Source organism: Acidimicrobiales bacterium (assembly GCA_041394265.1).
Classification (GTDB): Bacteria; Actinomycetota; Acidimicrobiia; order Acidimicrobiales; family SZUA-35; genus JBBQUN01.
The window spans coordinates 4,439,559-4,463,319 of record JAWKIO010000005.1 but is presented as its reverse complement, the minus strand read 5'-3'; the positions used below and the strand labels follow the sequence as shown (position 1 = coordinate 4,463,319).

20 protein-coding genes are annotated in these 23,761 nt (G+C 67.6%); 12 read left to right on the top strand and 8 right to left on the bottom strand.

The annotated features are described in order from the left end of the window. The first annotated feature begins 106 nt into the window (after positions 1-106). The 3 genes from rlmN to R2733_21435 all read left to right on the top strand — a co-directional run bounded on the left by rlmN (position 107) and on the right by R2733_21435 (position 3,462). Positions 107-1,162 carry a 23S rRNA (adenine(2503)-C(2))-methyltransferase RlmN gene (gene rlmN / locus R2733_21445; GenBank protein MEZ5379078.1) on the top strand — a complete coding sequence of 352 codons (1,056 nt, stop codon included), beginning with the start codon at positions 107-109 and terminating at the stop codon, positions 1,160-1,162. Between the two features lie 46 nt (positions 1,163-1,208). Beyond that, a complete protein-coding gene (locus R2733_21440) occupies positions 1,209-1,571 on the top strand; it encodes a hypothetical protein (GenBank protein ID MEZ5379077.1) in 363 nt (120 codons plus the stop codon). A 403-nt stretch (positions 1,572-1,974) separates the two neighbouring features. Beyond that, complete coding sequence (locus tag R2733_21435; protein ID MEZ5379076.1) at positions 1,975-3,462, top strand: hypothetical protein; 1,488 nt, start codon at positions 1,975-1,977, stop codon at positions 3,460-3,462. A 131-nt stretch (positions 3,463-3,593) separates the two neighbouring features. Here the strand turns inward: R2733_21435 and R2733_21430 are convergent, their stop codons facing one another. After that, a complete protein-coding gene (locus R2733_21430) occupies positions 3,594-4,142 on the bottom strand; it encodes a hypothetical protein (protein ID MEZ5379075.1) in 549 nt (182 codons plus the stop codon). Between the two features lie 194 nt (positions 4,143-4,336). Here R2733_21430 and R2733_21425 point away from each other — a divergent pair, with 194 nt between their 5' ends. From R2733_21425 to R2733_21415, 3 genes are all read left to right on the top strand, one after another. Continuing rightward, positions 4,337-5,035, top strand: a complete 699-nt coding sequence (locus R2733_21425) for a ubiquinone/menaquinone biosynthesis methyltransferase (GenBank protein MEZ5379074.1) — start codon at positions 4,337-4,339, stop codon at positions 5,033-5,035. A gap of 97 nt (positions 5,036-5,132) precedes the next feature. Next, the gene (locus R2733_21420) at positions 5,133-5,921 is read left to right on the top strand and encodes a WecB/TagA/CpsF family glycosyltransferase (GenBank protein ID MEZ5379073.1); all 789 of its coding nucleotides are present in this window, start codon (positions 5,133-5,135) and stop codon (positions 5,919-5,921) included. Further along, positions 5,918-6,901 (top strand): glycosyltransferase family 2 protein, encoded by a 984-nt coding sequence (locus R2733_21415; protein ID MEZ5379072.1) that lies wholly within the window; start codon positions 5,918-5,920, stop codon positions 6,899-6,901. The genes R2733_21420 and R2733_21415 overlap by 4 nt, the downstream gene beginning before the upstream one ends. Here the strand turns inward: R2733_21415 and R2733_21410 are convergent. Beyond that, positions 6,854-7,867: a glycosyltransferase gene (locus R2733_21410; protein ID MEZ5379071.1), complete on the bottom strand. Its 1,014-nt coding sequence runs from the start codon at positions 7,865-7,867 to the stop codon at positions 6,854-6,856. The genes R2733_21415 and R2733_21410 overlap by 48 nt on opposite strands. 91 nt (positions 7,868-7,958) lie before the next feature. Between R2733_21410 and R2733_21405 the strand changes: the two genes are divergently transcribed. After that, positions 7,959-9,458, top strand: coding sequence for a right-handed parallel beta-helix repeat-containing protein (locus R2733_21405; protein ID MEZ5379070.1), 1,500 nt, complete (start codon positions 7,959-7,961; stop codon positions 9,456-9,458). A 197-nt stretch (positions 9,459-9,655) separates the two neighbouring features. Here R2733_21405 and R2733_21400 read toward each other — a convergent pair whose 3' ends face one another. From R2733_21400 to R2733_21380, 5 genes are all read right to left on the bottom strand, one after another. Then, the gene (locus R2733_21400; protein ID MEZ5379069.1) at positions 9,656-11,200 is read right to left on the bottom strand and encodes a glycosyltransferase family 39 protein; all 1,545 of its coding nucleotides are present in this window, start codon (positions 11,198-11,200) and stop codon (positions 9,656-9,658) included. A 1-nt stretch (position 11,201) separates the two neighbouring features. After that, on the bottom strand, positions 11,202-12,713 hold the full coding sequence (locus R2733_21395; GenBank protein MEZ5379068.1) for a glycosyltransferase family 39 protein: 1,512 nt from the start codon (positions 12,711-12,713) through the stop codon (positions 11,202-11,204). Between the two features lie 64 nt (positions 12,714-12,777). Then, a complete protein-coding gene (locus R2733_21390; protein ID MEZ5379067.1) occupies positions 12,778-13,104 on the bottom strand; it encodes an LPXTG cell wall anchor domain-containing protein in 327 nt (108 codons plus the stop codon). A gap of 109 nt (positions 13,105-13,213) precedes the next feature. After that, the gene (locus tag R2733_21385) at positions 13,214-15,031 is read right to left on the bottom strand and encodes a DUF4012 domain-containing protein (GenBank protein MEZ5379066.1); all 1,818 of its coding nucleotides are present in this window, start codon (positions 15,029-15,031) and stop codon (positions 13,214-13,216) included. Then, a complete protein-coding gene (locus R2733_21380; GenBank protein ID MEZ5379065.1) occupies positions 15,021-15,962 on the bottom strand; it encodes a glycosyltransferase in 942 nt (313 codons plus the stop codon). Before R2733_21380 ends, R2733_21385 begins: the two co-directional genes overlap by 11 nt. Before the next feature lie 60 nt (positions 15,963-16,022). Between R2733_21380 and R2733_21375 the strand changes: the two genes are divergently transcribed. Further along, a complete protein-coding gene (locus tag R2733_21375) occupies positions 16,023-16,916 on the top strand; it encodes a glycosyltransferase (protein ID MEZ5379064.1) in 894 nt (297 codons plus the stop codon). 24 nt (positions 16,917-16,940) lie between these two features. Here the strand turns inward: R2733_21375 and R2733_21370 are convergent, their stop codons facing one another. Beyond that, positions 16,941-17,780 (bottom strand): WecB/TagA/CpsF family glycosyltransferase, encoded by an 840-nt coding sequence (locus R2733_21370; GenBank protein ID MEZ5379063.1) that lies wholly within the window; start codon positions 17,778-17,780, stop codon positions 16,941-16,943. Positions 17,781-17,881: 101 nt separating this feature from the next. Between R2733_21370 and R2733_21365 the strand changes: the two genes are divergently transcribed. The 4 genes from R2733_21365 (at position 17,882) to R2733_21350 (ending at position 23,735) form a co-directional block, all read left to right on the top strand. Further along, the gene (locus R2733_21365; protein MEZ5379062.1) at positions 17,882-19,213 is read left to right on the top strand and encodes an O-antigen ligase; all 1,332 of its coding nucleotides are present in this window, start codon (positions 17,882-17,884) and stop codon (positions 19,211-19,213) included. Positions 19,214-19,235: 22 nt separating this feature from the next. Then, positions 19,236-20,897, top strand: coding sequence for a polysaccharide biosynthesis tyrosine autokinase (locus R2733_21360; protein MEZ5379061.1), 1,662 nt, complete (start codon positions 19,236-19,238; stop codon positions 20,895-20,897). A gap of 101 nt (positions 20,898-20,998) precedes the next feature. Beyond that, the gene (locus R2733_21355) at positions 20,999-21,628 is read left to right on the top strand and encodes a methyltransferase domain-containing protein (protein ID MEZ5379060.1); all 630 of its coding nucleotides are present in this window, start codon (positions 20,999-21,001) and stop codon (positions 21,626-21,628) included. Between the two features lie 58 nt (positions 21,629-21,686). Continuing rightward, complete coding sequence (locus R2733_21350; protein ID MEZ5379059.1) at positions 21,687-23,735, top strand: right-handed parallel beta-helix repeat-containing protein; 2,049 nt, start codon at positions 21,687-21,689, stop codon at positions 23,733-23,735. The last annotated feature ends 26 nt before the right edge of the window (positions 23,736-23,761 follow it).

Here is a 23,761-nt window from a genome sequence, read left to right as displayed (position 1 = left end):
ATTGAGCGGTTTGGCAATGCAACGAGGTCGCCGCATCGCAGTCTCGGAGGCGGTCCCCCGGCCATGAGCGGCGCATCCGAACCCGGGACCCGGCTACCGTGAAGGGGTGAGGTCACCTTGGGATCCGGATCGGGCCGAGTTCGCCGAACGTCTCGCGCACCACCCTCGGTTCCGGGTCGATCAGCTCTGGAAGGGCCTGTACGAACAGGGGATCGAACCAGGCGAGATCAGCACGCTGCCGTCTGCATTGCGCGATGAGTTGGCCGAGGACTACGCCAAGGCGCTCGTCCCGATCGCTCGGCAGGCCACCGCCGATGACCTGACGGTCAAACGGTTGTGGGAGCTCGACGACGGCGCTCGCATCGAGTCGGTCTTGATGCACTATCCCGAGCGCTCCACCGTGTGCATCTCGAGCCAGGCGGGGTGTGCCATGGGGTGCGGCTTCTGCGCCACCGGGCAGGCCGGCTACGAGCGGCATCTCTCGGTCGGCGAGATCCTCGAGCAGGTGGTCACGGCCCGCAACGAGGCTCGGCCCCGGCGGCTGTCGAACGTGGTGTTCATGGGCATGGGCGAGCCCTTCGCCAACTTCGATCGAGTCATCGAGTCCATCGATCGGATCAACGTCGATCTCGGTATCGGCGCTCGGCACATCACCGTCTCGACCGTCGGTCTCGTTCCGCAGATCCGACGGTTCACCGCACTCGGGTGGCAGGTCGGGCTGGCCGTGTCACTCCACGCCGCCAACGACGACCTCCGGACCGAGTTGGTGCCGATCAATTCCCGCCACCCGATCGACGAACTGGTCGACGCCTGTCGGGAGTTCCGGGCGACGACCGGTCGGCGGGTGTCGTTCGAGTGGGCCATGATCGCAGGCACGAACGATCGCGATCGCGACATCGATGAACTGGCCCAGGTTGCTCGCCGGGCCGATGCCCACGTCAACCTGATTCCACTCAATCCCACACCGGGGTGGCCGACCGTCGGCACCGATCCGGAACGGATCCGGGTGTTCGCCCGAGCGCTGGCCGACCGTGGGGTCAACGTCACCGTTCGAGCAAACCGCGGCACCGACATCGATGCCGCCTGCGGTCAGCTCCGTGCGGACCACAGCGCCACACCGGTGGCGATGCGGCCTCGCCGACGATCGACCGCCGGGTCGTGACCCCGCCCTCCGTCCGCTCGGGCCGACGGAGCTCCATACTGGGTCCATGTACCGCTGGTTCAACCCGTCGCACCCGCAAACGCTGATGACCGCGGTCTTCCTCGGCTACTTCTCCGCCGTCTTCGGGCTGCTCAGCCTGAGCGCACGTGACACCGGGCTGCATCTGATGACCGCCATCGCCCTCGGCGTGGGTGCGTTCGGGACGGCCAACAACAAGCGGATCGGCTACTACGCTCTGGGCGTGGCGAGTGTGATCGAAGTGCTGCTCATCGTGGCGCTCCTGCGGTACGGACTCGACCTGAAAGCAACGCTGCGGCTGGTCGTCAACCCGCTGGTGTTCCCGGTCGCCCTCGTGGCTGCGGTGTTCCACCCGCACAGCCGCGAATACCAAGGCATCTGGTTCGGGTAGGCCCAAAAAGAAGCTGACCCCGGGGGGCGGCGGCAGTCCCGGGGTCAGCGGCCGCTGCTCCGAGGAGCGGCGACACATCAAACTGTAGCCTTTCGTCGTAAGAATCAGGGCCACCTCTGCATAGTTTTTTTGAAGTTGAACCAGTCCTGACCTGCGGCGATGCCGCCCAGTCGGGGAGTTCCCTGGTCAGGGCGGACCCGCGATGGTTGTTGATCAAGCAAGCATCAAGACGGCGCCGCCCCGCTCGGGTATCGTGACCCACCGATCGGGACCAAATGGACGATCGCTGCGTGCACGTGGTGGCCGGCGCCCCCGATTCCGGGCGAACCCGCTCCGCGGTGCACACGGCGCCGGTGTCGGTGCGGTCCCGTAACGGTGGCACACGTCAAGGGTGGCGGAGGCGATGACAAGCGACACGAAGCGATGGACGGCGGCCCTGGCCGGGGGGATCGCCCTTGTCGACGTGGTGCTGGTGTTCTGGTTGCGGGTCCGGCCGCAGGACGGTCTCGCCGACCTCGAACTCGTCCAGGCACTGGTGGATCACCACTCGACGGTTCGGTGGCACCTTGGGTTGTGGCCCTACCAGATCGCCACCTGGTCGCTCATGGGCACGTCGGCGGTCATGCCGATCGATCGGGCCGAGCAGCTGCTGATGATGATCGTCCTGTTCGTGCAGGTGTGGGGGCTCAGCCGGTTGCTCGCCACCTACGGCTGGCCGCTCGTCGCGTCGCTCGGCGTTGCCGCTCCGGTGTCGATCGGCTTCTTCTTCCATGCCGGCTTCTACGAGTTCACCCTCGGTACCGGCGTCGCCTTCCTGGCACTGGCGGCTGCCCGCAACGACCGGATCGTCCGGACGGTGGTCCTGCTCGTCGTCTGCTGGTTCTGCCACCTCCTCCCCTATGCCGTGGCCGCCGGATCGCTGACGCTCGAGCAGCTGGCCGATCAGCGAGTGCGCAGCCGCACGAAGGTGCTGCGGATCGGGGTGCTCGCCCTGCCCGTGCTCCTCTTCGTCGTCGCCGCTCCCAAGGCGCAGCTCGACGGTGGCCGCTACGAGCCGCTCCGCCGAGCGGTCAAGATCGCCATCGCCGACTCCTTCATGGCGACGTTCGACACCACCGAGCGTGTCCTGCAGTCGACGCTGGCCGCCGCCCTGTTGTCGTGGCTCGTGGTCATGGCGTGGCGCCGCTACCGGCGCGGCGATGGTGTTGCGGTCCACGGGCCGATGGCACTCGGCGCGATCGTGATCGCGCTCGGCGGCGTGTTCGCTCCCCCGTCGGTGTTCAACGGTACGTTCCTGTGGCAACGGTTCGGGCTGTATGCGTGGGTCTTCGCCCTCGCCGCGCTGGGGCCGGTGATCCGAATGGCCGACGATCGTGCACACCGGGTCGTCGGCGTCGGCGGTTTGGTCCTCATGGTCGCACTCACGGTTCACCGGGTGCCGACCTATCGACAGATCGATCGCGAACTCGACGACATCGCGAGCATCGGCCGCCTGCTCGAAGCCGACGACATCGTCGCCGGTCTCCATGGGGGCATGCTCCATCCGTACGCTCAGGCCTATCCGACGGCACACGCCGAGTCGATTGCCGCCCGGCGGTCGGGAGCGGACTACCTCTCGAACATCGTGACGCATTCGGGCATCGCGATCGGCACGTATCCGAAAGGTGTCTCGGCGGCGTGGGGGTACCCCGAGGAGGGCTATCACTCGCTCGCGATCGTCCCCACGGTCATCGTCACGATGGGACCGGTGGACCCGGCGGTACGACAGCGGCTGCACGACGAAGGCTTCGTCGAGAGCGGAACCACCGACGGTGGTCTGGCCACGGCCTGGCGCGAGCCGACCGTCCGGACCGAGGTCGACCCGGACGCCGACGCCAACCGTCACGACTGAAGCCCAACCCAGCGAACGGTCGAGACTGAAGCCCGGAAGTGAGCTTCAGTGTCGACGGATGGCGGTGGTGGGCTTGAGTTTCGACAGTTCGGGAAGGACGCGGCTCGGCAGGCGAGGCGGCCGCGTGCTCGTCAGAGGGCGCCGATCGCTTTGCCGATCAGTTCCTGGATCTCGGCGGCGGAACGTTTGTAGTGACGCCGTCCTCGCTTGTAGGGATCGTCGACGTCCCATTGGCGATCGAGATAGCGCATGGGATCGCGATCGACCATGGCAGCGAGCAAGCCGTCGAGCCCGTTGATGCCGCGCCGTTCGATGAGTTCGACGGCTTCCTTGAGCGGTAGAACCCGTTCGAAGGCACGTTCGTCCTCGATCACGATGTTCTGTACATGCCGAGCTTCCATGGTGAGGATGAGCGCCGACGAGGCGAGGAGATCGGCATCGATCACCGCCGAGCGATGGTCGCCAGGCACAGCGACGCCGAGCTTGGCGACCGCCTTCGCCATGTCGGGTTCGAACGGTCGGCCATGCTCGAGGAACCCGGCAGACCGAAAGCGGAATCGAGCTTCGCCAAACCGGTCACGAGCGATCGTCTCGGCCGCCGGTGAGCGGCAGATGTTCGCCGTGCAGACGAAAAGGATCTGCGGCCGGCTCGCCGTCGGGTCGTCGTTCTGATCAGCCACCTCGTGCACCCACGCCTTTCACTCCTCGGTGTCGCAGCCACCACGGTATTGCCATCTGCCATCTGATCGGCCATTCCACGCCTCCGCTGAGACATCGGCCCGACCAGAACACCGCTGCGATGATGGCGGCGCCGCCGGCGGCGGACGGCGACGGCGGTCATGGGGCGGACGCAGGGGCCAGATAGTCTCCGACCATGGTGCAGATGCCGACCGACCAGCTCCCCCAGGGCGATCAGAAGCGGCAGGCGGTGCAAACGATGTTCGACACCATCGCCCCGCGCTACGACCTCGTCAACCGGATCTTGACCTTCCGGATGGATGTCGGTTGGCGTAAGGCGACGCTCGCGTCGCTCGATCTCGCCCCGTCCTCGCTCGTGCTCGACCTGGCTTCGGGCACCGGCGACTTCGCAGTGGCGCTCGAGGCGCTGGGGCACCATCCGGTCGGGATCGACCTGAGCTACGGCATGCTCGCCGCCGCCCAGAGCCGCCACGATCGGGTGCAGGGCGATTTGTTGGCCCTGCCGATCGCATCCGGCTCGGTCGACGCCGCAGTCTGCGGGTTCGCCCTGCGAAACCTGGTGGCACTGCCGCCGTTCTTCGCCGAGCTGCGCCGCGTGGTCCGATCCGGCGGGCGGATCGCGCTGGTCGATGTCTCCGCCCCCGACAACCGACTCATGGCCTGGGGACACGGCATCTACTTCAACCATGTCGTCCCTCGAGTCGGTGGTCTCCTCTCCGACGGCGATGCGTACGCCTACCTGCCCCGGTCGGTGTCGTACCTCCCCGAGCCCGGTGTGATGATCGACATGCTCGCAGCGGCCGGCTTCGACCAGCCGGAGCGCCGACAGCTCAGCGGCGGTATTGCCCAATTGCTCACGGCCGTTCGCCGATGAACCGACCGGGTCCACGCCGACCTGGGCACTTCTCCCTTGCGGAGCGGGTAGGACGACTCCACGTGCCGGGCACGGCGAGCTACTACCTTGTGCCAGGATGACTCTCGTGACCGCGGCGACCACCACTCCCCTTGGCCAACGGCTCGACCTCTTCGGCGTCGACGTGACGGTCTCGACCTACGAGCATGCCACTGATGCGGTGATCGAAGCCGCGCTTGCTCACCGCTCGTTCGGCCTGTCGGCGCTTGCGGTGCACGGCTTGATGGAAGCGGTCGCCGACCCCACCTTCCGGGACCAGGTCAACTCGCTCTCGATGGCCGTGCCCGATGGCCAACCGGTGCGGTGGGCCCTGAACCTCCTCCACCACGCGGATCTCGACGATCGTGTCTACGGACCTGAACTCACCTGGCGGGTCATCGAGGCCGCTGCTGCCACCGGGATCGGGATCTACCTGTTCGGGTCGACCGAGGCCACCTGCAACGCCTTTGTCGATGCCATCCACGATCGCCATCCCGACGCCAAGGTCCTCGACGTGCAACCCGACCGGTTTCGCGACGCCACTCCGGAAGAAGACCTCGCCGACATCGAGCGGATCAACGCTTCCGGGGCCGGCATCGTCTTGGTCGGCCGGGGCTGTCCCCGTCAGGAGCGCTGGGTGGCCGACCACCAGGGGAAGGTCAACGCCGCGATGTTGGCCGTCGGTGCCGCCTTCGACTACGGCGCCGGCACCCTCGAACCTCCACCCAGCTGGATGCAACGGTTGGGCCTGCAGTGGCTCTTCCGACTGGGTCAAGAGCCCGGTCGGCTGTGGAAGCGCTACCTGATCACCAACTCGAAGTTCCTGTGGCACCTCGCTCGAGCCATGGTGAGTCGACCTTCGGCGTGACCCACCGCCCGGCGAACGCCGACCCCTTCGTCTCCGTCGTGATGACGTCCCACAACCCGGGGCCCTACCTCCGAGCTGCGGTCGAATCGGTGCTCGCGCAAACCGTCACCGATCTCGAGATCATCCTTGTCGACGACGGCTCGACCGACGGCTCACTCGAGTCCATTGCCGACATCGACGACGACCGCCTGCGAATCGAGCGCCAGGAGAACGCCGGTCTCGGCGTGCCGGTGAACCGCTGGCTTCGGGAGGCTCGGGGTCGCTACCTCATGCGGATGGATGCCGACGACCTGATCCACCCCGAACGGGCCGCCCGCCAGGTGGCCTTCCTCGAAGCCAACCCCGAGATCGGCATCGTCGGGTCGCAGTACCAATTCATCACCGATCACGGTGGCGGACCCGTCTCCCAATTGCCGAACGACCATGAAACGATCACCGTTGGGCTGGAACGAGGGTGGCACACCATCTCCCACGCGACGACCATGTACCGAACCTCGCTGATCCGTGATGGTCTCGCCTACTCCTGGAGCGGTCCGGGTGAGGACTGGAGCTTCTTCGGCGACGCCAGCCGCATGACCCGGCTCGCCGTGCTCGACGACGTGCTGTACTCCTACCGGCTACACCCGGCGAGCAGTGCCTGGCGGGGATCACGGCAATCGGTGGAGGGTTTGGCCTTCGCCCGAGAACGGATTGGACGGCTCGATGCCGGCAAGCCGGTGGTGAGTCAGGAGGAGTTCCTCGCCAACCGGTCGTCACGTCGGATGGGTCTGCTCGATCGGACCCGGGCCGTCTCGGGCGTGCTCTACCGCCAGGCGATCATCGACCAGATCGACGGTCGCACCGCCAAGTCCCGGCTGACCAAGGTCGCGGCCGCTGCGCTCGATCCGCTGAAGACGCTCGGCTGGGCGAAGAAGCGGATCGACAGGGCACGCTCAGCTCGGCGAGGTGAGCCGCCGGTACTCACCGACCGGTCGGCCTAGCACCGCCGCGCACTCCCCCACCCCCATCAAGAGGAACCGCCCACCGCGCCACACCGTGCGACCGGGCACGATCGGGGTGGTCAGGATCAGTGCGGCGCCCACGGCAAAGCGGGCACCGCCGCGAAACAGATGACGGAGCCGGCACACGAGGCGAGCCCGCAGGCCGTCGGCCAGCAGGAGTTCGGTGCTGGTCAGCGATCCGCCTTTGCGCAACAACCGGCGGGCCGCCCAACGCGGCTCGGTGCGGACGGCGGGAACGTATTCGTGGACGACCGCCCGGGGCGAGGACACGATGCGGTGGCCACCCGCCGACAGCCGCAAGCCGAGATGGTGGTCCTCGCCGCCGAGCTGGCCGAAGAACGGGTCGAACAACGGCCCGAGCGATCCGACCAGGTCGGTGCGCAGTAGGGCATTCCCGGTGGCGAAGTACTCCGGCTCCGCCCCATCGACCAGGGTCGGCTCTTCGAACAACTCGGTCTGCTCCAACCACGCGGGCAGCGGGGTCTCGAAGACGTAGCTGACCAGGCCCATCACCGCCGCAGCATCGGGTGACGACTGCAGGGTGCGATCGAATTCGACCAACCACTGAGGCGCTGGCACCTCGTCGTCATCGACAAAGGCAACCAGTGGGGTGCCGGCGTGGTCGATCGCCGCATTCCGTGCGGCGGACAGGCCCGGCTCGGGCACGTGCACGTAGTCGATCTTCAAGTCGCCGTAGCCGGCCGCGACGACGGCGCGGGCACCGGCGTCGGGGCTGTTGTCGAGCACGAGTGTTCTGGTCCATCGCAGCATCCCGTTCGGGGGCGCAACGTCGGCAAGACCGGAGAACAGGCGAACGAGTTCGTCATTGCGTCGGTAGGTGGCAATGCACACCGTCACGTCGAGCGGGGCGACCTCACCGACCGGCGAAGGCGACGTGTGAGCGGCGGGGTCGGAACGACGCTCGGGATCGGTGGGGGTGATCATGGTGTCGTCCTCGGCTCGTTCCGTCTGACCAGGTCGGCGGGTCACGGGGACCGACCCGGAGCACTCGACCCCCGAGGCTACAGTCGATCCGATGAACGCAGGACCGAACGGGGCCGAGGCGACTCCCGACGGCGTGGTGCGACGCCCACCTCGAAGACACCGCCTGGCCATCGTGGTGCTGCTGCTGAGCTTCGTCATGCTCGCAGCGGGTGCCTGCACCAGGGGCGACGTCGACGAAGTGAGCTCGCCTTCCCAGACAACGGGCACCACCGGCCCGCAGCAAGGCGACGACCTCACGTCGGGTGCCGCCGAGACACCGCCGTCGACCGGGTCGACCACCACGACCGAGCCCCCGTGTGCCCCTCTCCGACCGGGCGATGACCCGCAGGCAGTCGTCGATGGCGCGGGTGCCGGCCGCACGATCTGCTTCGAACCGGGACGGTTCGAGCGCTTCTCGGTGATTCCCCTCGACGGCCAGCACTTCCAGGGTGTGCCGGGCACCGTGCTCGATGGCCTCGGGGAGACCACCCATGCGTTCTCGACGACAGCTGAGCGCAAGGCCGACGACGTCACCATCGAAGGGCTCGAGATCACCGGCTATGCGAGTCAACAGCGCTGCGAGCTGTTCCGATCCGACTGCTCAGGCGCACCGGTGCGCGGTGGTGTCGTCCATCCCCATGTCGAGCTCGACATCGATGCGGTTCCCGATGTGCTCGTCGAGGCAGCCTCCAGCCTTCGTTGGACCGTCATCGGCAATCACATCCACGACAACCTCGGTACCGGTATCAGCGTGGGCGAGGCGATGCGGATCGAGGACAACCGGATCATCGGCAACAGTCACCTCGGCATCGGTGGGGGCACGGTCGGCGACCTGGTGATCGTCGGAAACGAGATCGTCGGCAACAGTCATGACGAGCGTGTACCGCCCAACTGGGAATCCGGCCAGATCAAGCTCGGCTTCGTGCACGACAGCTCGATCTCGGTGAATCGATTCTCCGGTGTCGGACCGGTGATCTGGTGCGACATCCAGTGCACCAATATCGAGATCAGCGACAACTCGATCGACAACATCATCGGTGGTCGCGCCGTTGCCATCTTCTACGAGGTGTCCGAGAACGCGAGGATCGAGGGCAACGTGATCGACAATGTGCACGGCGCCTGCACACCGGCCGACGGGGTCGGCGTGCTCCTCTCCGAGTCACGCGACGTCGTCGTGACGAACAACACGATCACGAACGCCGAGTCCTCCGTCCTGGTGCAGCAGATCGATCGAAACCGGTTCTCGGGCGACATCTCCCACTGGGCGGTGACCGTCACTCCCGACACCGACCGACTGTGGGTCACTCGCAACCTGACGATCACCGACAACGTGCTCGGCCCGACCACCGACGGGTGCGAGGACGCGCCGGGCGGTCGAGTTGGGCTGCTAGTCGAAGACGTCGGCAATCATCCCAACACCGAGAACGTCGCCCCCGAAGTGACGTTCTCGAACAACGACTTCGCCGGCACCGAGGAGTCGGTGGCGTTCCTTTGGCCGACCTCGCCGACGCCCCTGACCTTTGCCGAATGGACCGCCCTCGGTCACAGCTGATCGCTTGCGATCAGCCCAGCAACACAGCTGATCGCTTGCGATCAGCCCAGCAACACAGCTGATCGCTTGCGATCAGCCCAGCGACACAGCTGATCGCTTGCGATCAGCCCAGCGACACAGCTGATCGCTTGCGATCAGCCCAGCGACACAGCTGATCGCTTGCGATCAGCCCAGCAAGTCCAGCTGACCGCTTGCGATCAGCCGACTTCGTAGAGCCGGACGCTGAAACGTCCGAGTTCGAACCGGTCGATGAGGGTGGCCGATGCGGGGAGCAGGTCGACGGCCTCGTCGAAGACGAACTCGTCGTCGGACGGGAGGTCGCCCTTCCACACCGGTGCTCCGTCGGCACCATCGATCAGCCAGATGCGGTCACCGGTAACCCGCTCGGTGAGGAGCTCGGCGTTCTGTGTGATCTCGCCGTAGTCGAGCACGGGGCCCATCGGGGGTGCGGCCACGAATCGATCGGGTTCGTCTCGGAAGTAGTAGTCGAGTCCGACTCGCTCCCACGGTTGGGTGAAGCTCAGCACGTCGCCCGGCTGGGACCGCTCACGCAGCTCACCGGCCAACGCCTCGAATTCCCACAGGTCGTCGTCGGCGATGCGTTCGGTGCGCACGAACCCGAGGATCACGATGAGGAACAGCGTCGCGAGCGCAACGGTGCGCCGCCGGGTGTCCGCGAGGTAGGTCCCGACGATGACGAAGGCCGCCGGCAGCGAACCGATGAGCATGCGGTGCCACAGCAGCGGTTCGACCACCGAGACCACGAGCGTGGTGAGTGGCGGGCCGAGGAACCAGATCCAGATGATCCACGACCGGTCGTTGCGATCGGGCCGCTCCTGGAGCTGTCGGATGGCCGCAAGGGCAAAGAGGGTGAGGAACAACAGCATCAAGACGAAACCGGAACCGTCGCGAGTGAAGACACCGTGGTCGCCGGCGAGGAGTCGGGCACTCCGGACGATGACCTCCAGGCTGAGCGGCGGCGGGAAGCCGGCCGCGTCTCGGGGCGTCGAGAGCGCGATCAGCGCGAGACAGACGGCGGCGGCGGCACCGGTGGGCAGAAGCCGAAGGAGGGCGCGATCGATGCGGTGCCGCATCAGCACGACAACGCCGATCGAGGGCAGTGCGAGCAGCGCGATCACGTGCGCCGAGAGCGCTCCGAAGGTCACCAGACCGAGCAGCACCCAGTGGCGGGGACGATCATCATCGAGGGCGCGAAGCAGGACGAGCCAGCTCAGCGCCGACAAACAGGCGAGCATGGCATACGACCGCGCCTCGAGTCCGTAGAACGTGAGCGGGACGCTGGCACCGGCGAGGAGGGCCGCGGCGCCGGCGGCGTTCGGGGTGGCCACTCGCCGTGCGATCGCCCACACGGCGACCACGGTGAGCACGGCGAACATGAGCGAGGGCAGGCGCAACGCCACGGCACCGTCGCCGACCGAGGCCACGAGGCGGACGATCGCCATGTAGCCGAACATGTTGGAGACCGTCAGGTCGAGGGCGTCGATGAACCGGGAGAAGGTCGGCTGATCGACGATCGACCAGGTGTACGCCTCATCGAGCCAGACCCCCTTGCGGCCGAGATCGACGAGGCCGATCGCTGCCAGCATCAGCGGGCCCAGCACCGGCCCGTAGCGTCCGATCAGCGGCCACCCGTCGGCAGCGGTCGGCGCGTCCGTCGTGGGCCGATCCCCGGCGGTCGGCTCCGTTGTCGTGACCGTCATGTCGTTCGTCTCCCTGCTCATCTCATTCGGCCTCCTCGAAGCGAATGACCGTCGCTTCTCCGAAGCTCGTTCGTTCCGTCTCGCGCATCGGGATACCGAACCGCGCGAGGAGGTCGGGCACGCGCCCCTCGTCGAGTCGGACCACGATCCACAACGCGCCGCTGGGCGGCGCCAGGGGCGTCGTGGGGTACACATCGAGGTTCGGGTGTCTTGGTGGGGTCCATCCGAGCGCCGGCGCCATCGGGCGAGCCATGGTCGTCTCGTCACCCCGCAACCAGGTGTAGTACTCGAACGGCGCCTGAGTGTACGCCGGTTCGAAGGCCACGATGTCGTCGATGATCGCCTGCTCGGACACGTGGGCCTGGAGTTCGTCCCACGGAACGGGCTCGTTGCCGTAGCCGGCCACCGTGCGACCGAGGAGCGCTGCGACGAGGACGGCGGTGGCAACAAGCGGGGCGCGACGATCGACCAGCCGGAGCCGCTGGATTCCGACGGCCGCGAGTGTGGCAGTGGCGGGAACGAGGGGCACGGCGTAGCGGGCGATCAGGAACGCCCGAAATGCGCTTCCCACGAGCAGGACCATGATCGGTACGACGACCCACAGGACGTACGGGAGCTGCCGTTTGTGACCGCTGACGCTCGTCGGTTGACCGCCATCGTTGCCCGGGCGCGGCGACAGCGCGCCCACGGTGGCGAACCCGACGGCGAGAAGTGTCCCCACTGCGCTCAGCACCAGGGCGTCGGACACTCGCTGGGCACCGAAGGCGGCCGCGACGAGTTCGGCGAAGCTGCGGAGGCGGAACGTCCCCAACCAGCTGGTGTGGTCGCCGGCCTCGAACAACGTGAGATACCCGAACGGCACGCTGATCACGGCGGCCGCAGCGAAGCCGGTAATGACCGATCGGGCAACGAGCCGACGGCGCTCGATCAGCATCCAGATCGCCTGGCCCATGAGGATGGGGAGCCCGAGCGGCTGGGCGTAGAGCGTGAGGGCGGTGACGATGCCCCACCGCAGCCATCGCGCCGGGGACGGCGTCTCGATTGCCCGATCCAGCAGCAACCACGACCAGGTGATCAGCGCGGCCAGCATCGTGTAGGACCGAGCTTCCTGCGCGTTCGTGACGAAGGAGTAGCTCACGGCGAGGATCACCACGGCGATCGTGGCGACGCTCGGTCCGAAGCGGCGAGCGGCGAGCCGGTACGTCGGCATGGGCACGGCCGCCGCCGCCAGCAGCGAGGGCAAGCGGTACACCCATGGATCGTCGCCGAGCATCGAGGTGAGGCGGGCGGCGAGGAAATAGAGCGATTGACTGCCACCGTCCTCGGCCACACCGGTCCACCACGAGGACCAGGAGCCCCGGGCGAGCCCGGCCGTGATCGACTCGTCGAGCCAGATGCTGCGACCGTTCAGCGAGATCCCACCGAGCACGAGGATCAACAACGTGGCGGCGACCACCGGGAGCGGCCAGGCCGTCTCACCGGACTCGCCGGGCGTCACTCGCTCGCGACGAAGCTGGTCCGCTGTTGGTTGCATGGGCCGCCGTAGCTCCTCGGACGTGATGACGAGGGCGCCGGGCGGCGTCGCCTCAGGATGTGACTCAGCCGACCTCGGCGGTGCGGCGGGCCCGAAGGGTCAGGAAGGCACCGGCGCCGACGAGCGTGCCACCGACGACGGCCAGCGTGAGGGCGTCGCCACCGGTGACGGGAAGCTGCTGCTTGCCGGCGACGACAGGCGAGGCGGGGGCGGCAGCGACCGGGGTGGCAGGGGTGGGTTCGAGGGTCACGGCCTCGACTTCGACCACGCACTCCGAGGCGGCAATGCTCGAGGCGCCAGCCTCACACGGATCGGTCTGCGCACCAGCGACGGCAGGGAACGCAAGGGCGGCGAGAATCGCTGCGGGGATGCCAAACTTCAGAGGGTTCATCGTGACCACCAAGGGCTGTCGGGATCAGCCCATACTAGCGCATCGGCCGCCCGCAAACATAGGTGGATCGACTCGGGAATCCCGCGCGGCGAACCCCGACGAGCGGGGCTCACGGCCGCTGCAGCGGCTGGTCTACCACCTCGGCGTCGTCGAAACTCCGATCGCCCCACTGCCAGCGGATGGGCACGGGCCGGGCCGAGGGGACGATCTGCATCGACTCGAGCTCCGAGGACACCTCGAACACCAGGCGGATGGTCGTCGAGCGGCCGGGCCGGACCGCGAAGCGCGTTCCGAGCAGGACACCGTCGCCATCGGGGCCGAACACCTCGAGTGGTACCGCGCTCGTGAACCGTGCCGCCGACGTGGCCCCGGGCAGCCGGACGACCAACCGTCCCAGATACTCCCCCGGTTCCTCGACGTCGATCCACTCCCAGGGTCCCACCACGTACTCCGGCAGGCGATCGCCCTGCTCGACTCGGTTCGACACCGTGACGGCCATCGCGATCGATGTCACCTCGGGTCCCGGCGATTCCTCGACCACGACATCGGCCTCGACGTAGGGATCGAGCTTGGAGGCGCCCATGTTCGAGACGAACACACCGAGTTCGTCGCCGCTCGTGCCACCGTCGGCGCCGACGACCTGCCATGCCCGCTGCTCGACCGCCTTGTCGCCGTAGACCAGGACATGCCGACCCCGTAGGAGCGACGGGACGGTCTCGACGATCCGGGGCAGGTCGTGCGGTCCCGCCACCAGTGCGTCGAGCACGGCCGAGGTCACCTCGGACAGCTTGGCCCGACGTCGGGCCTGCTCGACCTCGGAGGCACCGAACTCGGTGTACTGATCCTGGAGCAGATAGCGCAGCAGACGCTCCTCGTCGTAGGTGGTCCCCCCGACCTCGACCGTCCCGACGACCCCGAGGAGGCGAGAGAGGGCGTAGGCGTCGACCAAGATCGCCCCGTCGACGGGGCGACCGGTCTCCGCCTCCCACATCGCGATGGCCTGAGGGCCGACGTACTCGTCGAAACGCGGTGTCAACCCCAGCTTGCGGAAGTCGTTCGTCGGTTGGAGAAAGCCCCAACGCTCATCGACATCGGCGTCGACCAGACCGTTGGAAGGGACCGGGAACAGATCCTCGGTCGAGAGCAGACCACCGAACTCGACACCGTCGTCACCGAGGGCGACCTCGCCGACCGAGAGCACCATGCCCCCTCCGACCTGCATCTCCGCGTTGTTCGCGCCGAGGATCACGTAGCGGGAGTCCTGCTGGAACGAGCGGAGACCACTGGCCACCTCGGCGGCCTCGCCGAGCGATGGCTCGTAGCGGTCGAGGAGCTCGTCGACCTCGGCCCGGGCGTCGGCCAGGGGACCGATGAGTCCCTCCGACGGTCCCAGATCGGCCGTTCGCACCATCTCGTACAAACGGTGGAGTGACGACTCGACCGCCACGAGGTCGATCGAGGCGAGGGCCGACGGTGCCGGCTCCTCGACATCGCCGGCGTCGTCGGTGGTTGCAGCATCGCCAGTGGTTGCAGCGTCGACGAGCGCGAGGAGCCGTTCGGCCTCGGTGGCCGCGTCGGCGCCGACGTCGGCCATGGCACGGGCCGTGCGAAGCTGGCGCCCCACGATCGGCAGCGGCCGCAGCGGAAGCAGGACCGGGTGGAACAGGTCGTCCCTGGCGCGTCGTAGCCGGTCGGCACCGGTGGTCAGCTCGACCCGAATGGTGTCGAGATCGCCCTCCTTGGCGGCCGGCACGGCGACATCGATGTTGCCCCGGGCGGCATCGATATTGGTCTTGGCGTCGAGCACGAGCCCGCCGACCGCAGCGAGCCACAGTCCGACACCGAGGAGCAACCAGAGCCGCAGGGACCGACGCTGGAGCACGAACGCACCGGTGCGTCGTGCGCGATCACCCGCCTCATCGGTCATCGGCACTCCACCAGGCGCGTCCGGCCCCTCCGCCGAGCGCTCCGCTGATCACGCCGAGACCCTCGGCTGCCACGACGACGCCGAGCGCCATGCGGGGCGGAGCGAGACGCACGGCACCGGTCGCGACGAGCACCAGACCCCGAGCGACCCTTCCGGCTCCCGTCACCACCCGGGTCGGTCGCCACCCGGCCACGAGCCCCTCGGCGCGTGTGTAGTTGGCGGCGCCGATGTGATGGCGGCGAGCCACGTGGCGCAACCGGGCCCGATCGGCCGGTACGTGAGTGTCGACCAATGCCTGGGGGCTCCAGACGATGGCCGCCCCGGCCGCCATGAGTGTCAGCGACAGGAACACGTCCTCGCCACCCGACACGTTGAAACGGGGATCGAAAGGACCGGAAACCGCCTCGAGCAGGGCGGCAGCGAACAGCGAGTTCCCGCAGGCGGCGTAGGGCGCCGGCGCTCCGTCGGCCCGCTCCGGCGGGCGGTAGAAACCGGCATCGCGGTACCAGGCGGGAAGTGCGTCATCGAGGACTTCGACCACCGGTCCTGCCACGATGGGTGCACCGCTCGCACGTTGGGTGGCCAGCAGCGTTGCCAGCCAGTCGGCGTGCGGTGACTCGTCGTCGTCGACGAACACCACGAAGTCAACGCCAGTTTCGAGCGCGGCGGCCACCGACGCGTTGCGGGCATGCACGACACCTCGCCGGGTTTCGACCCGATCGTGGATCTCGAGGTCGTGGTCGCGCCGTGCCCGATCGATGGTGGACCGCGCCGACCCTTCCGGGTCGTTGTCCGTGACGAAGACGAGGACACGAGGTAGGGCTTCTGCGGGAAACCGCTGATTGGCGAGGGCCGCCAGCAGTGCGGCCAGACCCGGCGGACGCCGAAACGTGGCCACGCAGACGCCGACGATCGGGGCACGGGAAGTCACGGGTGGGCGGGGCTCGTCTCTCGGGAAGCAGTGCGGGCGGAGGCTCCTATCCTATGGCACATGCCTTCCGGGGACAGCGACAGCCGACCGAGCAGGGAGTACGTGGCGTCGGTCATCGTGCCGGCTCACAACGAGGCCCGGGTCATCGAGCGATGCCTCCGCTCGCTACTCGACGGGGCCGCCGAGGGCGAACTCGAGATCGTGGTGGCGTGCAACGGTTGCACCGACGACACCGCGGCAATTGCGGCGGCCGTCGATCCGTCCATCCGTGTCGTCTCGACGCCGGTCGCCTCGAAATGGGGCGCACTCGATCTGGGCGATGCCCACGCCTCCACCTTCCCCCGGATGTACATCGATGCCGATGTCGAGGTGAGCCGACGAGCCGTCCAGTCCCTGGCGGCCGCCATGGCCACATCGGGAGCAGCCGTCGGCGCCCCCACCCTGCGATTCCCCGACATGTCCACTTGCCGTCTGCCGATCCGGCTCTTCTATCGCGGCTGGCGGTGCTCGCCGTACTTCGATGATCGCCTCGTCGGCTTCGGGTTCTATGCGATCTCACAGGCCGGTCGGGAGCGGTTCGGCCGCTTCCCCGAGACCATGGCCGAGGACTACTTCCTGCATCGTCTGTTTGCCGACGAGGACCGGACCGTCGACCCCGACTCCTGGTTCACACCGCTGCTGCCCCAGACGCTCACCGACATCATCGGGGTCCACTCACGACAGCTGGTCGCCAACTCGACCCTCGACGCCGTTGCCGAAGGCGAGGGTGTCCAGCTGCCGCCGCATCACCGGCCTGCAGTGTGGCTGCCGCGAGCGGCTCGCGACCCGCGCCGGTGGCCGGCGCTCGCAGCGTTCGTGTCGGTCCGGCTCGTCACGATGGCGGTCGGCGCCCGCAAGCGCCGACAGGGCGAGCAGGTATGGACCCGTGACGCCGGCACCCACGACGGTGCCTGACCCGCTCACGGGTCTGGCCCATGATCAGGGACGGCGCTGACGCACCGAGTCGGCGACGGACCATCCCAGCAACCAGAACGGCTCGACCAAATAGCGATAGCCGAGTCGTCTCGGCTCTGCGACGAGGCGGTACAACCATTCCAGGCCGAGCCGACCAGCCCAGCGGGGCGGGCTCTGGATCGCTCCCGAAGCGTAGTCGAGACCAGCGCCAATCGCCACGACCACCGGGGCCGACAGTCGGGGCCGCTGTGCGGCAGACCACAGTTCCTGCAACGGCATTCCCATGCCGACGAAGACGAGCGACGGCTCGAAGGCGTTGGCGGCGGCGACCACCGCCCGGGACTCGGCTGAGTCGGGCGCATGATCGAAGTAGCCGTGATGGCCGTCGATGATCAGACCCGGATGGAGTGATCGCAATACGTCGAGCCCGCCGGCAAGCGACGCTTCGGTCCCGCCGATGTAGTAGATGCGCCACTCGTGGGTGGCACAGGCGTCGAGGAAGGTGCTCTGCCAGTCGAGCCAGGTCGCCCGCATCGATCGGTTGACCTCACGCCCCGCGAGCCGAGCGAGCCAGATCAGGGGCATGCCGTCGGCATAGGCGAACGCACATTCCCGGTAGAGGCGCCGGTAGAGGGGGTCTCGGCGCTGGAGATAGACGCCGTGGAGGTTCTGGTGGAAGACGAGCGAGGTGATGCCGCCTTCGATCCGATGGCGGAGTTCGGTGATCAACTCGTCGGGGGCGAGAAAGGTCACTGGTGTGCCAATCACCTCGTGGCAGCGGTCGCCCATGGCAGCACCGATGCGTTGTGGCAATGCCCTCCGCTCGCCCCGACCGCTCCATTGTGGATCAGCGTGGTCGGGCATGAACGGCAGAGCTTAGCGATGTGACTGGTCCGACGCGCCAGCAAGGCAGCCGGCGTTGTCGGTAAGGTGATGCGTTCCTGCGATCGAACGGCGGAGATGCCTTGGCAACGCTCACCCCATCACGCGCCACCCCATCCGTCGTGCGCTACGACGCGTCGCCTCGGCGCACGGTGTCGCTACCACCGCCGCCGTCCCGCTTCGAACGGATCTTCGCCTACGTCGGCGTCATCGTCTTCTCGACCGGCGTTCCCAGTGACTGGTTCTCGATCTCGTCACCCGACGTGCCCGACAGTGCCGATTCTTCGGGCCCGCTTGCGTCGATCGTCTTTCTTGCGCTGGCTGCTCTTGCCCTTCTGCTGCTCGTCCCCCGCATCGAGGCACTGGTCCGCATGCTCGAGCGCAACAAGATCCTGGTGCTGATCCATGCATGGATCCTGACCACCACGCTGTGGTCGGTCGACAGCGCGACCACGTTCCGCCGGGCCATGGGCCTGAACGCGACCCTGCTCTTCGCGACGTACCTCGCCCTGCGGTTCAAACGACGCGATCTCGTGCGATTCGCGGCGGCGGGGGGCGCCGTGGTGGTCTGGCTCTGCCTCATCTGGGTGGTCGCCTTGCCCACCTACGGCTTCGCCAAGACGACGGTCACCGGTGACCAGTGGTCTGGCATCTTCACCAACAAGAACTCGCTCGGCCAGATGTCCGTGTACGCCGCCACCCTGCTCCTCCTCGAGTCCGCCCAGTCCCGATGGCATCGGTTGTGGACCGTGCCCTCCATCGGGGCAGCCGTCGCCCTGCTCGTCGGCTCGGAGTCGAAGACTGGTCTGGCCACTGCGGTCCTCCTGGCGGCACTCCTGATCGTCTTCCAGCTGTTCCGGGCACGCCGCACCCTCTACGGGGCGGTGGCGATCTCGATGCTGGCCGCATCGGTGACAGCGGTCCTCTTTGCGATCGCCGCCCTCCCTTTCATCGCCGATCTCCTCGACAAGGACGTCACGCTCACCGGACGCACCGAGATCTGGGCCCAGCTCCTACGGACGATCTGGAACCGACCGATCGTCGGGTACGGCTACGAGGCGTTCTGGAACGGTTGGCGAAGTCCCGCCCGCGAGGTCTGGCTGGCGGGCGACTGGACCCCGGTGCATGCTCACAACGCTGCCTTCCAGTACATGCTGGACCAGGGCATCGTCGGTCTGCTCCTGATTCTCACGTTCTTCATCCGATCGGTCATCAAGGCCACTAAGCTCATCGGCCTGCAACCAGGAGCGGCAGCAACGGCGCCGATCGCTCTACTCAGCTTCATGTTGCTGTCCTCGATCACCGAAGACGGCATCCTCGGTCGAACCGCACCGTGGCTGATGATCTGCGCATTCTTGGCGGGTGCGAACTGTGAGAACGGCTTGCGGGTCAAACGGCGGGCCCCCAGGACGTGAACCGACTCCCGAGGCATTCGTCATGATGTACAACCCCGAGTTCGCCGACACCGAGAACACGACACTCGAGGACTATCTGCGCGGCATCCGGAGCCACCGGCTCGCGATCGTCGTCTGCGCCCTCGCCGGACTGCTCGCCGGCCTGTTCGTGTTCTCGCAACTCACGCCGTCGTACAAGTCGACCGTCAGCGTCATCCTCGGCCCCACCCGGGTCGGCTCGGCCAACGACACGCCACGAGCCCCGGTGCTGGAACGCGAGGCCGAGGTGCTCACCTCCGACGCCGTGGCCCAGCAGGTGATCGATCGGCTCTCGCTCGACACCACCACCCCGGCGTTGCTGACCACCGCCGAGGTCACGTTCCTTCCCCGTAGCGAGATCCTCGATCTGGAGATCACCGCAGGATCGCCCGAGGACGCCACCGACATCGCCAACGCGTTCGGCGAGGTCTATGTGGAACAGGCCGAGGCCGCCGACGCCAAATTGCTCGAGGACCGCGTTGCGGTGCTGCGACAGGAGCAGGAGAACGCCGTCGCTGCGATCGACGAGGCGACGGCTGAGCTCGATCGGCTCCAGGAACTGCGAGCCGACCAGCTCGCCGAGTCACCCAGCGACGCACAAGCCGCAGCGGTACGCGACACCGAGGCCCTGCTGTCGACGGCGCAGACGGTCTACAACCTCGGTGTTGCCCAAATGCGTACGGTAAGCAACGACCTTGATGTCGCGATCCGCGCCTTGAATACGAGAGCGCCGTCAGCGCGCCTGCTGCGACAGGCGACCGAACCGACGTCTCCTTCGGGCCCGTCGCAGAACGTCCTCGGCCTCGCCGGCCTCATCTTCGGGCTGGTCGGAGGGGTGGTTCTCGCCATCGTGCTCGACCGCCTCGACACCACGGCCAACGACGAGCATTCCGTCGGGCTGGCGCTCGGCGCAGGCGTGCTGACCAAGGTGCCGCGCCTGCCGTTCAAGGCCCGATCCGGTCGAGCCTCGCTCGTCATGCAATCCGACGCCAAATCCGGACGTGTCCAGGAGGCCCGGGAGTCGTACCGGCGGCTCCGATCGTCGGCCCAGTTCATCTCGTCGAACCTGCCCGAACCCGACCAGGCCCTGGTGGTGATGATCACGAGCGCCTTCCCCGGCGAGGGCAAGAGCGTGACCTCGGCCAACCTCGCCGCTTCGTTGGCCACGAGTGGCTCCCGGGTGGTTCTCATCAACGCGGACATGCGCCGACCGACGGTCGAGGGGCTCTTCGGGATAGACAACGGGTCCGGCCTGTCGATGTTCCTCGGCGGCGTCAGCGACCAGTCCCTCGATAGCCTCGGCGCAGTCGAGATCGACGGGATCCCTGGCCTATGGGTCATCCCCTCGGGGCCGATCCCGGCCAACCCCGCCGAATTGCTCAACAGCCCACGCTTCAAAACCGTCATCGGCGAGCTGCGCGAGTCGGTCGACTACGTGGTGATCGACTGCCCGCCGGCCCTCAGCACGAGCGATCCGCTGACGGTCGCGCCCCTCACCGATGGCGTGATCGTCGTCATCGACTCCCGCCGTACCGAGACCGACGATCTCCTCGAGGTGCGCTCGAGTCTCGAGAACACCGGTGCGAAGATCCTGGGCGCGGTGCTGAACCGTTCCGGTCGGCGCCGCCAGCCGTGGTGGAGCAAGGACCGCTACGCCTACCGGTGACCTGTCCCTGTCAGCCGCCCGATCGATCGTCACGCTCAGCGGTGCGCGGTCACGCAGCGCCGGTGGTGGCCTAGGCTGCACGATCCGAGAGGAGGGCCAGTGTGAAACCAGTACGGGCGCTGTTGTATCGCGCTGCCGGCCGCTACAGCCTCTACAACCGGCGTCGCAAGGCACGCATCGTCACCGACCTGATCGCCGCAGTCGATGCCCGAACCGTGCTGTTCGTGGGCGTGGGTGCCGATGAAGAAGACCGGACCAACCTCTTCGAGTCGCTCGTCGCCGAGGTCGTCGATGCCCCGGTCGGCGCCGGACTCGGTCCAGGCGCCCCCGCCTTTACCGCCACCTATGTCCAGGCTGACGGCCGAGCACTGCCGTTCCCCGACGCGAGCTTCGACCTGGTGATCTCGAACGCCGTCATCGAACACGTCGGACAGGTTCGTGACCAGGCGATATTCGTCGCAGAGCACCGCCGTGTCGGGCGGGCGGCCGTGATCACCACCCCCAATCGCCACTTCCCCATCGAGGCCCACACCGGCGCGGTCTTCGTGCACGTCAGACCAGGCTGGACCGATACCGACGGCTACGTGACCCGCCTGCTCTCGAAACGCGACTTCGAGGCACTGCTGCCATCGGGCACCGTCATCCGCGGTCATCGGCTGTCGCCGACGTTGACCGCCATCGTCGCCGCCCAGCAACCGACACTCCCCGATCGCGCTCAAGTTCCAGGATGACGCGTCGACACTCCTTGGAAGGTTCTCGACCCCTCGGGAGAGCGAACCGGAGCATCCCATGACGCATCCCGACACGACCAGCCGCCGGTCCCGCTTGTTGAAGCTGCTGGCGGCCCTCAGCTTCGCCGTTGCCTTCGTGGTGTTCGTCGCCCAGCGTTCCACCGACGACGAGACCGCCGAGCGATCCCTCACGGCACCTACCACGAGCGTCTCCTCACCCGATGAAGGCAATGCCGGCGACACCACGACCCCAACAGTGCTCGGGTCGACGACCACCCTCGCCGACACCGACCCGGCCACCCTCTACGTGAGCCCGACCGGCAACGACACCAACAGCGGACAGAGTCCCGAGGTGCCATTCCGCACGCTCGAACATGCGATCGGGGCCACCAAGGTCGGCATGACGCTGTATCTCATGGACGGGACCCACACGATCACCCGTCCCGGTCCCACGCAGATCGCCTTCCGCCGCGAAGGCTCACCTGAGGCGTGGACCCGGATCACGGCCGCACCCGGTGCCGAACCGGTCGTGATCGCCCGACAGGGCACGGCGCTGGAGCCATCGGGGAACTACATCGAGATCTCCGGACTGACCGTTCGGGGCGAGGGGTTCGGCCTCGACAACGCGTACGGCGTCGGGATCCTGGTCGCCGACGGACACCACTTCCGGATCACCGACAACGTCGTGTCGGGCTTCCCGGTCGGCGGCATCGCCGCGGTACGAGCGTCGCACCTCCGTTTCGAGCGCAATGTCGTGTTCGAGAACTCCAAATGGGGGCCTGAGCAGGGCAGCGGGCTCTCGTCGTGGATCGGGCAGAACTACGGGTTCCCCGACGACGAGCACGGCTACACCGACTACTTCCTGAACAACGTGATCTACCGCAACGAGAACAGAGTCACCTCGAAGTGGTCGCCGGGCAACATCACCGACGGCAATGGGATCATCATCGACATGAATCTCGACAGCGGCTTCACCGGCAGGACGCTGATCGCGAACAACATCATCGTTGACAACGGCGGTCGATCGATCACCGTCTACAAGTCCCAGCGGGTCGACATCGTCAACAACTCCACATTCGCGAACGGGCGGACGGGCGCAAGCCTGCTCGGCGGAGGGGCCGAGCTCTCGGTCGTCGATGGCCGAGACGTGCGGCTGTCGAACAATCTGCTCTGGAATGACGGCACGTGGCCGACCATGCTGGTCGCCAACTCCCGCGACGTGACCGCCACCGCGAATGCGCTGGTCGGCGGCGGTGTCGAGGGCATCGCAAGCGACGGAAACCTCCTCCTGTCGGGCGACCCCGGCGTCGCGTCATCCTCGCCGGGGCCCGATTCGGGTGACTTCCACCTCCTGCCCGGCAGCCCGCTGATCGACGCCGGAGTGGCCATCCCACCAGTGGTGTCGTCAGACGTCCTGGGCAACGCCCGCACGGTCGGTGACGCGGTCGACATCGGCGCCATCGAATGGTCGGCCGGCACTGCGCCCCGTCCCTCGGCCGTCACGCCGCCCCCGACCACCAGCCCCCCGACCACGATGCCCCCGACCACCGCGACCCCGACGACCCTCCCGGCGGCCTCAACGCCCACCAGCGGCACCCCTACCACCGCACCTGCCACGACCAGCGCAGTTCCAGAGCGGACCCCGGTCACGACAGCTGACCCGACGACCGATGAACGAGCAGACGCACTTCCGACGCCAGCGGCCGAGCCGCTCGCGCTCGCCCCCCACGCTGCCGCGATCGATGCCGACGGGCTCGATCCCGCAGGGTCCCCCGCCGCCGCGGTTCCGGTTGGTCCAACCGCCACCCCGAACGAGCTGTTCAGCGATCCAACGACGAGCGGTCCACTGCTCGGAGGCGCCGACAACGCAAGCCCGACACCTCCAACCTCCGAATCCCCCACCGCTGAGCCCCCAGGAGCCACACCGCCGGCCGAGCCCTCGGGACCCGATCTCGCCTCCGAGCCGCCCCCGGCGCTGGCGTTCACCACCGTGACACGGCCCTCGTCCTCGCACTGGCCGGCGCCGGCGGTCGTGGTAACGGTCGCTGCGATCGCCGGGCTCGCCATCGTCGGTCGGACGTTCCATCCCGAGCGTCGTCGCCGCTGACCCGCCCCGAGCACGACCCAATGGCC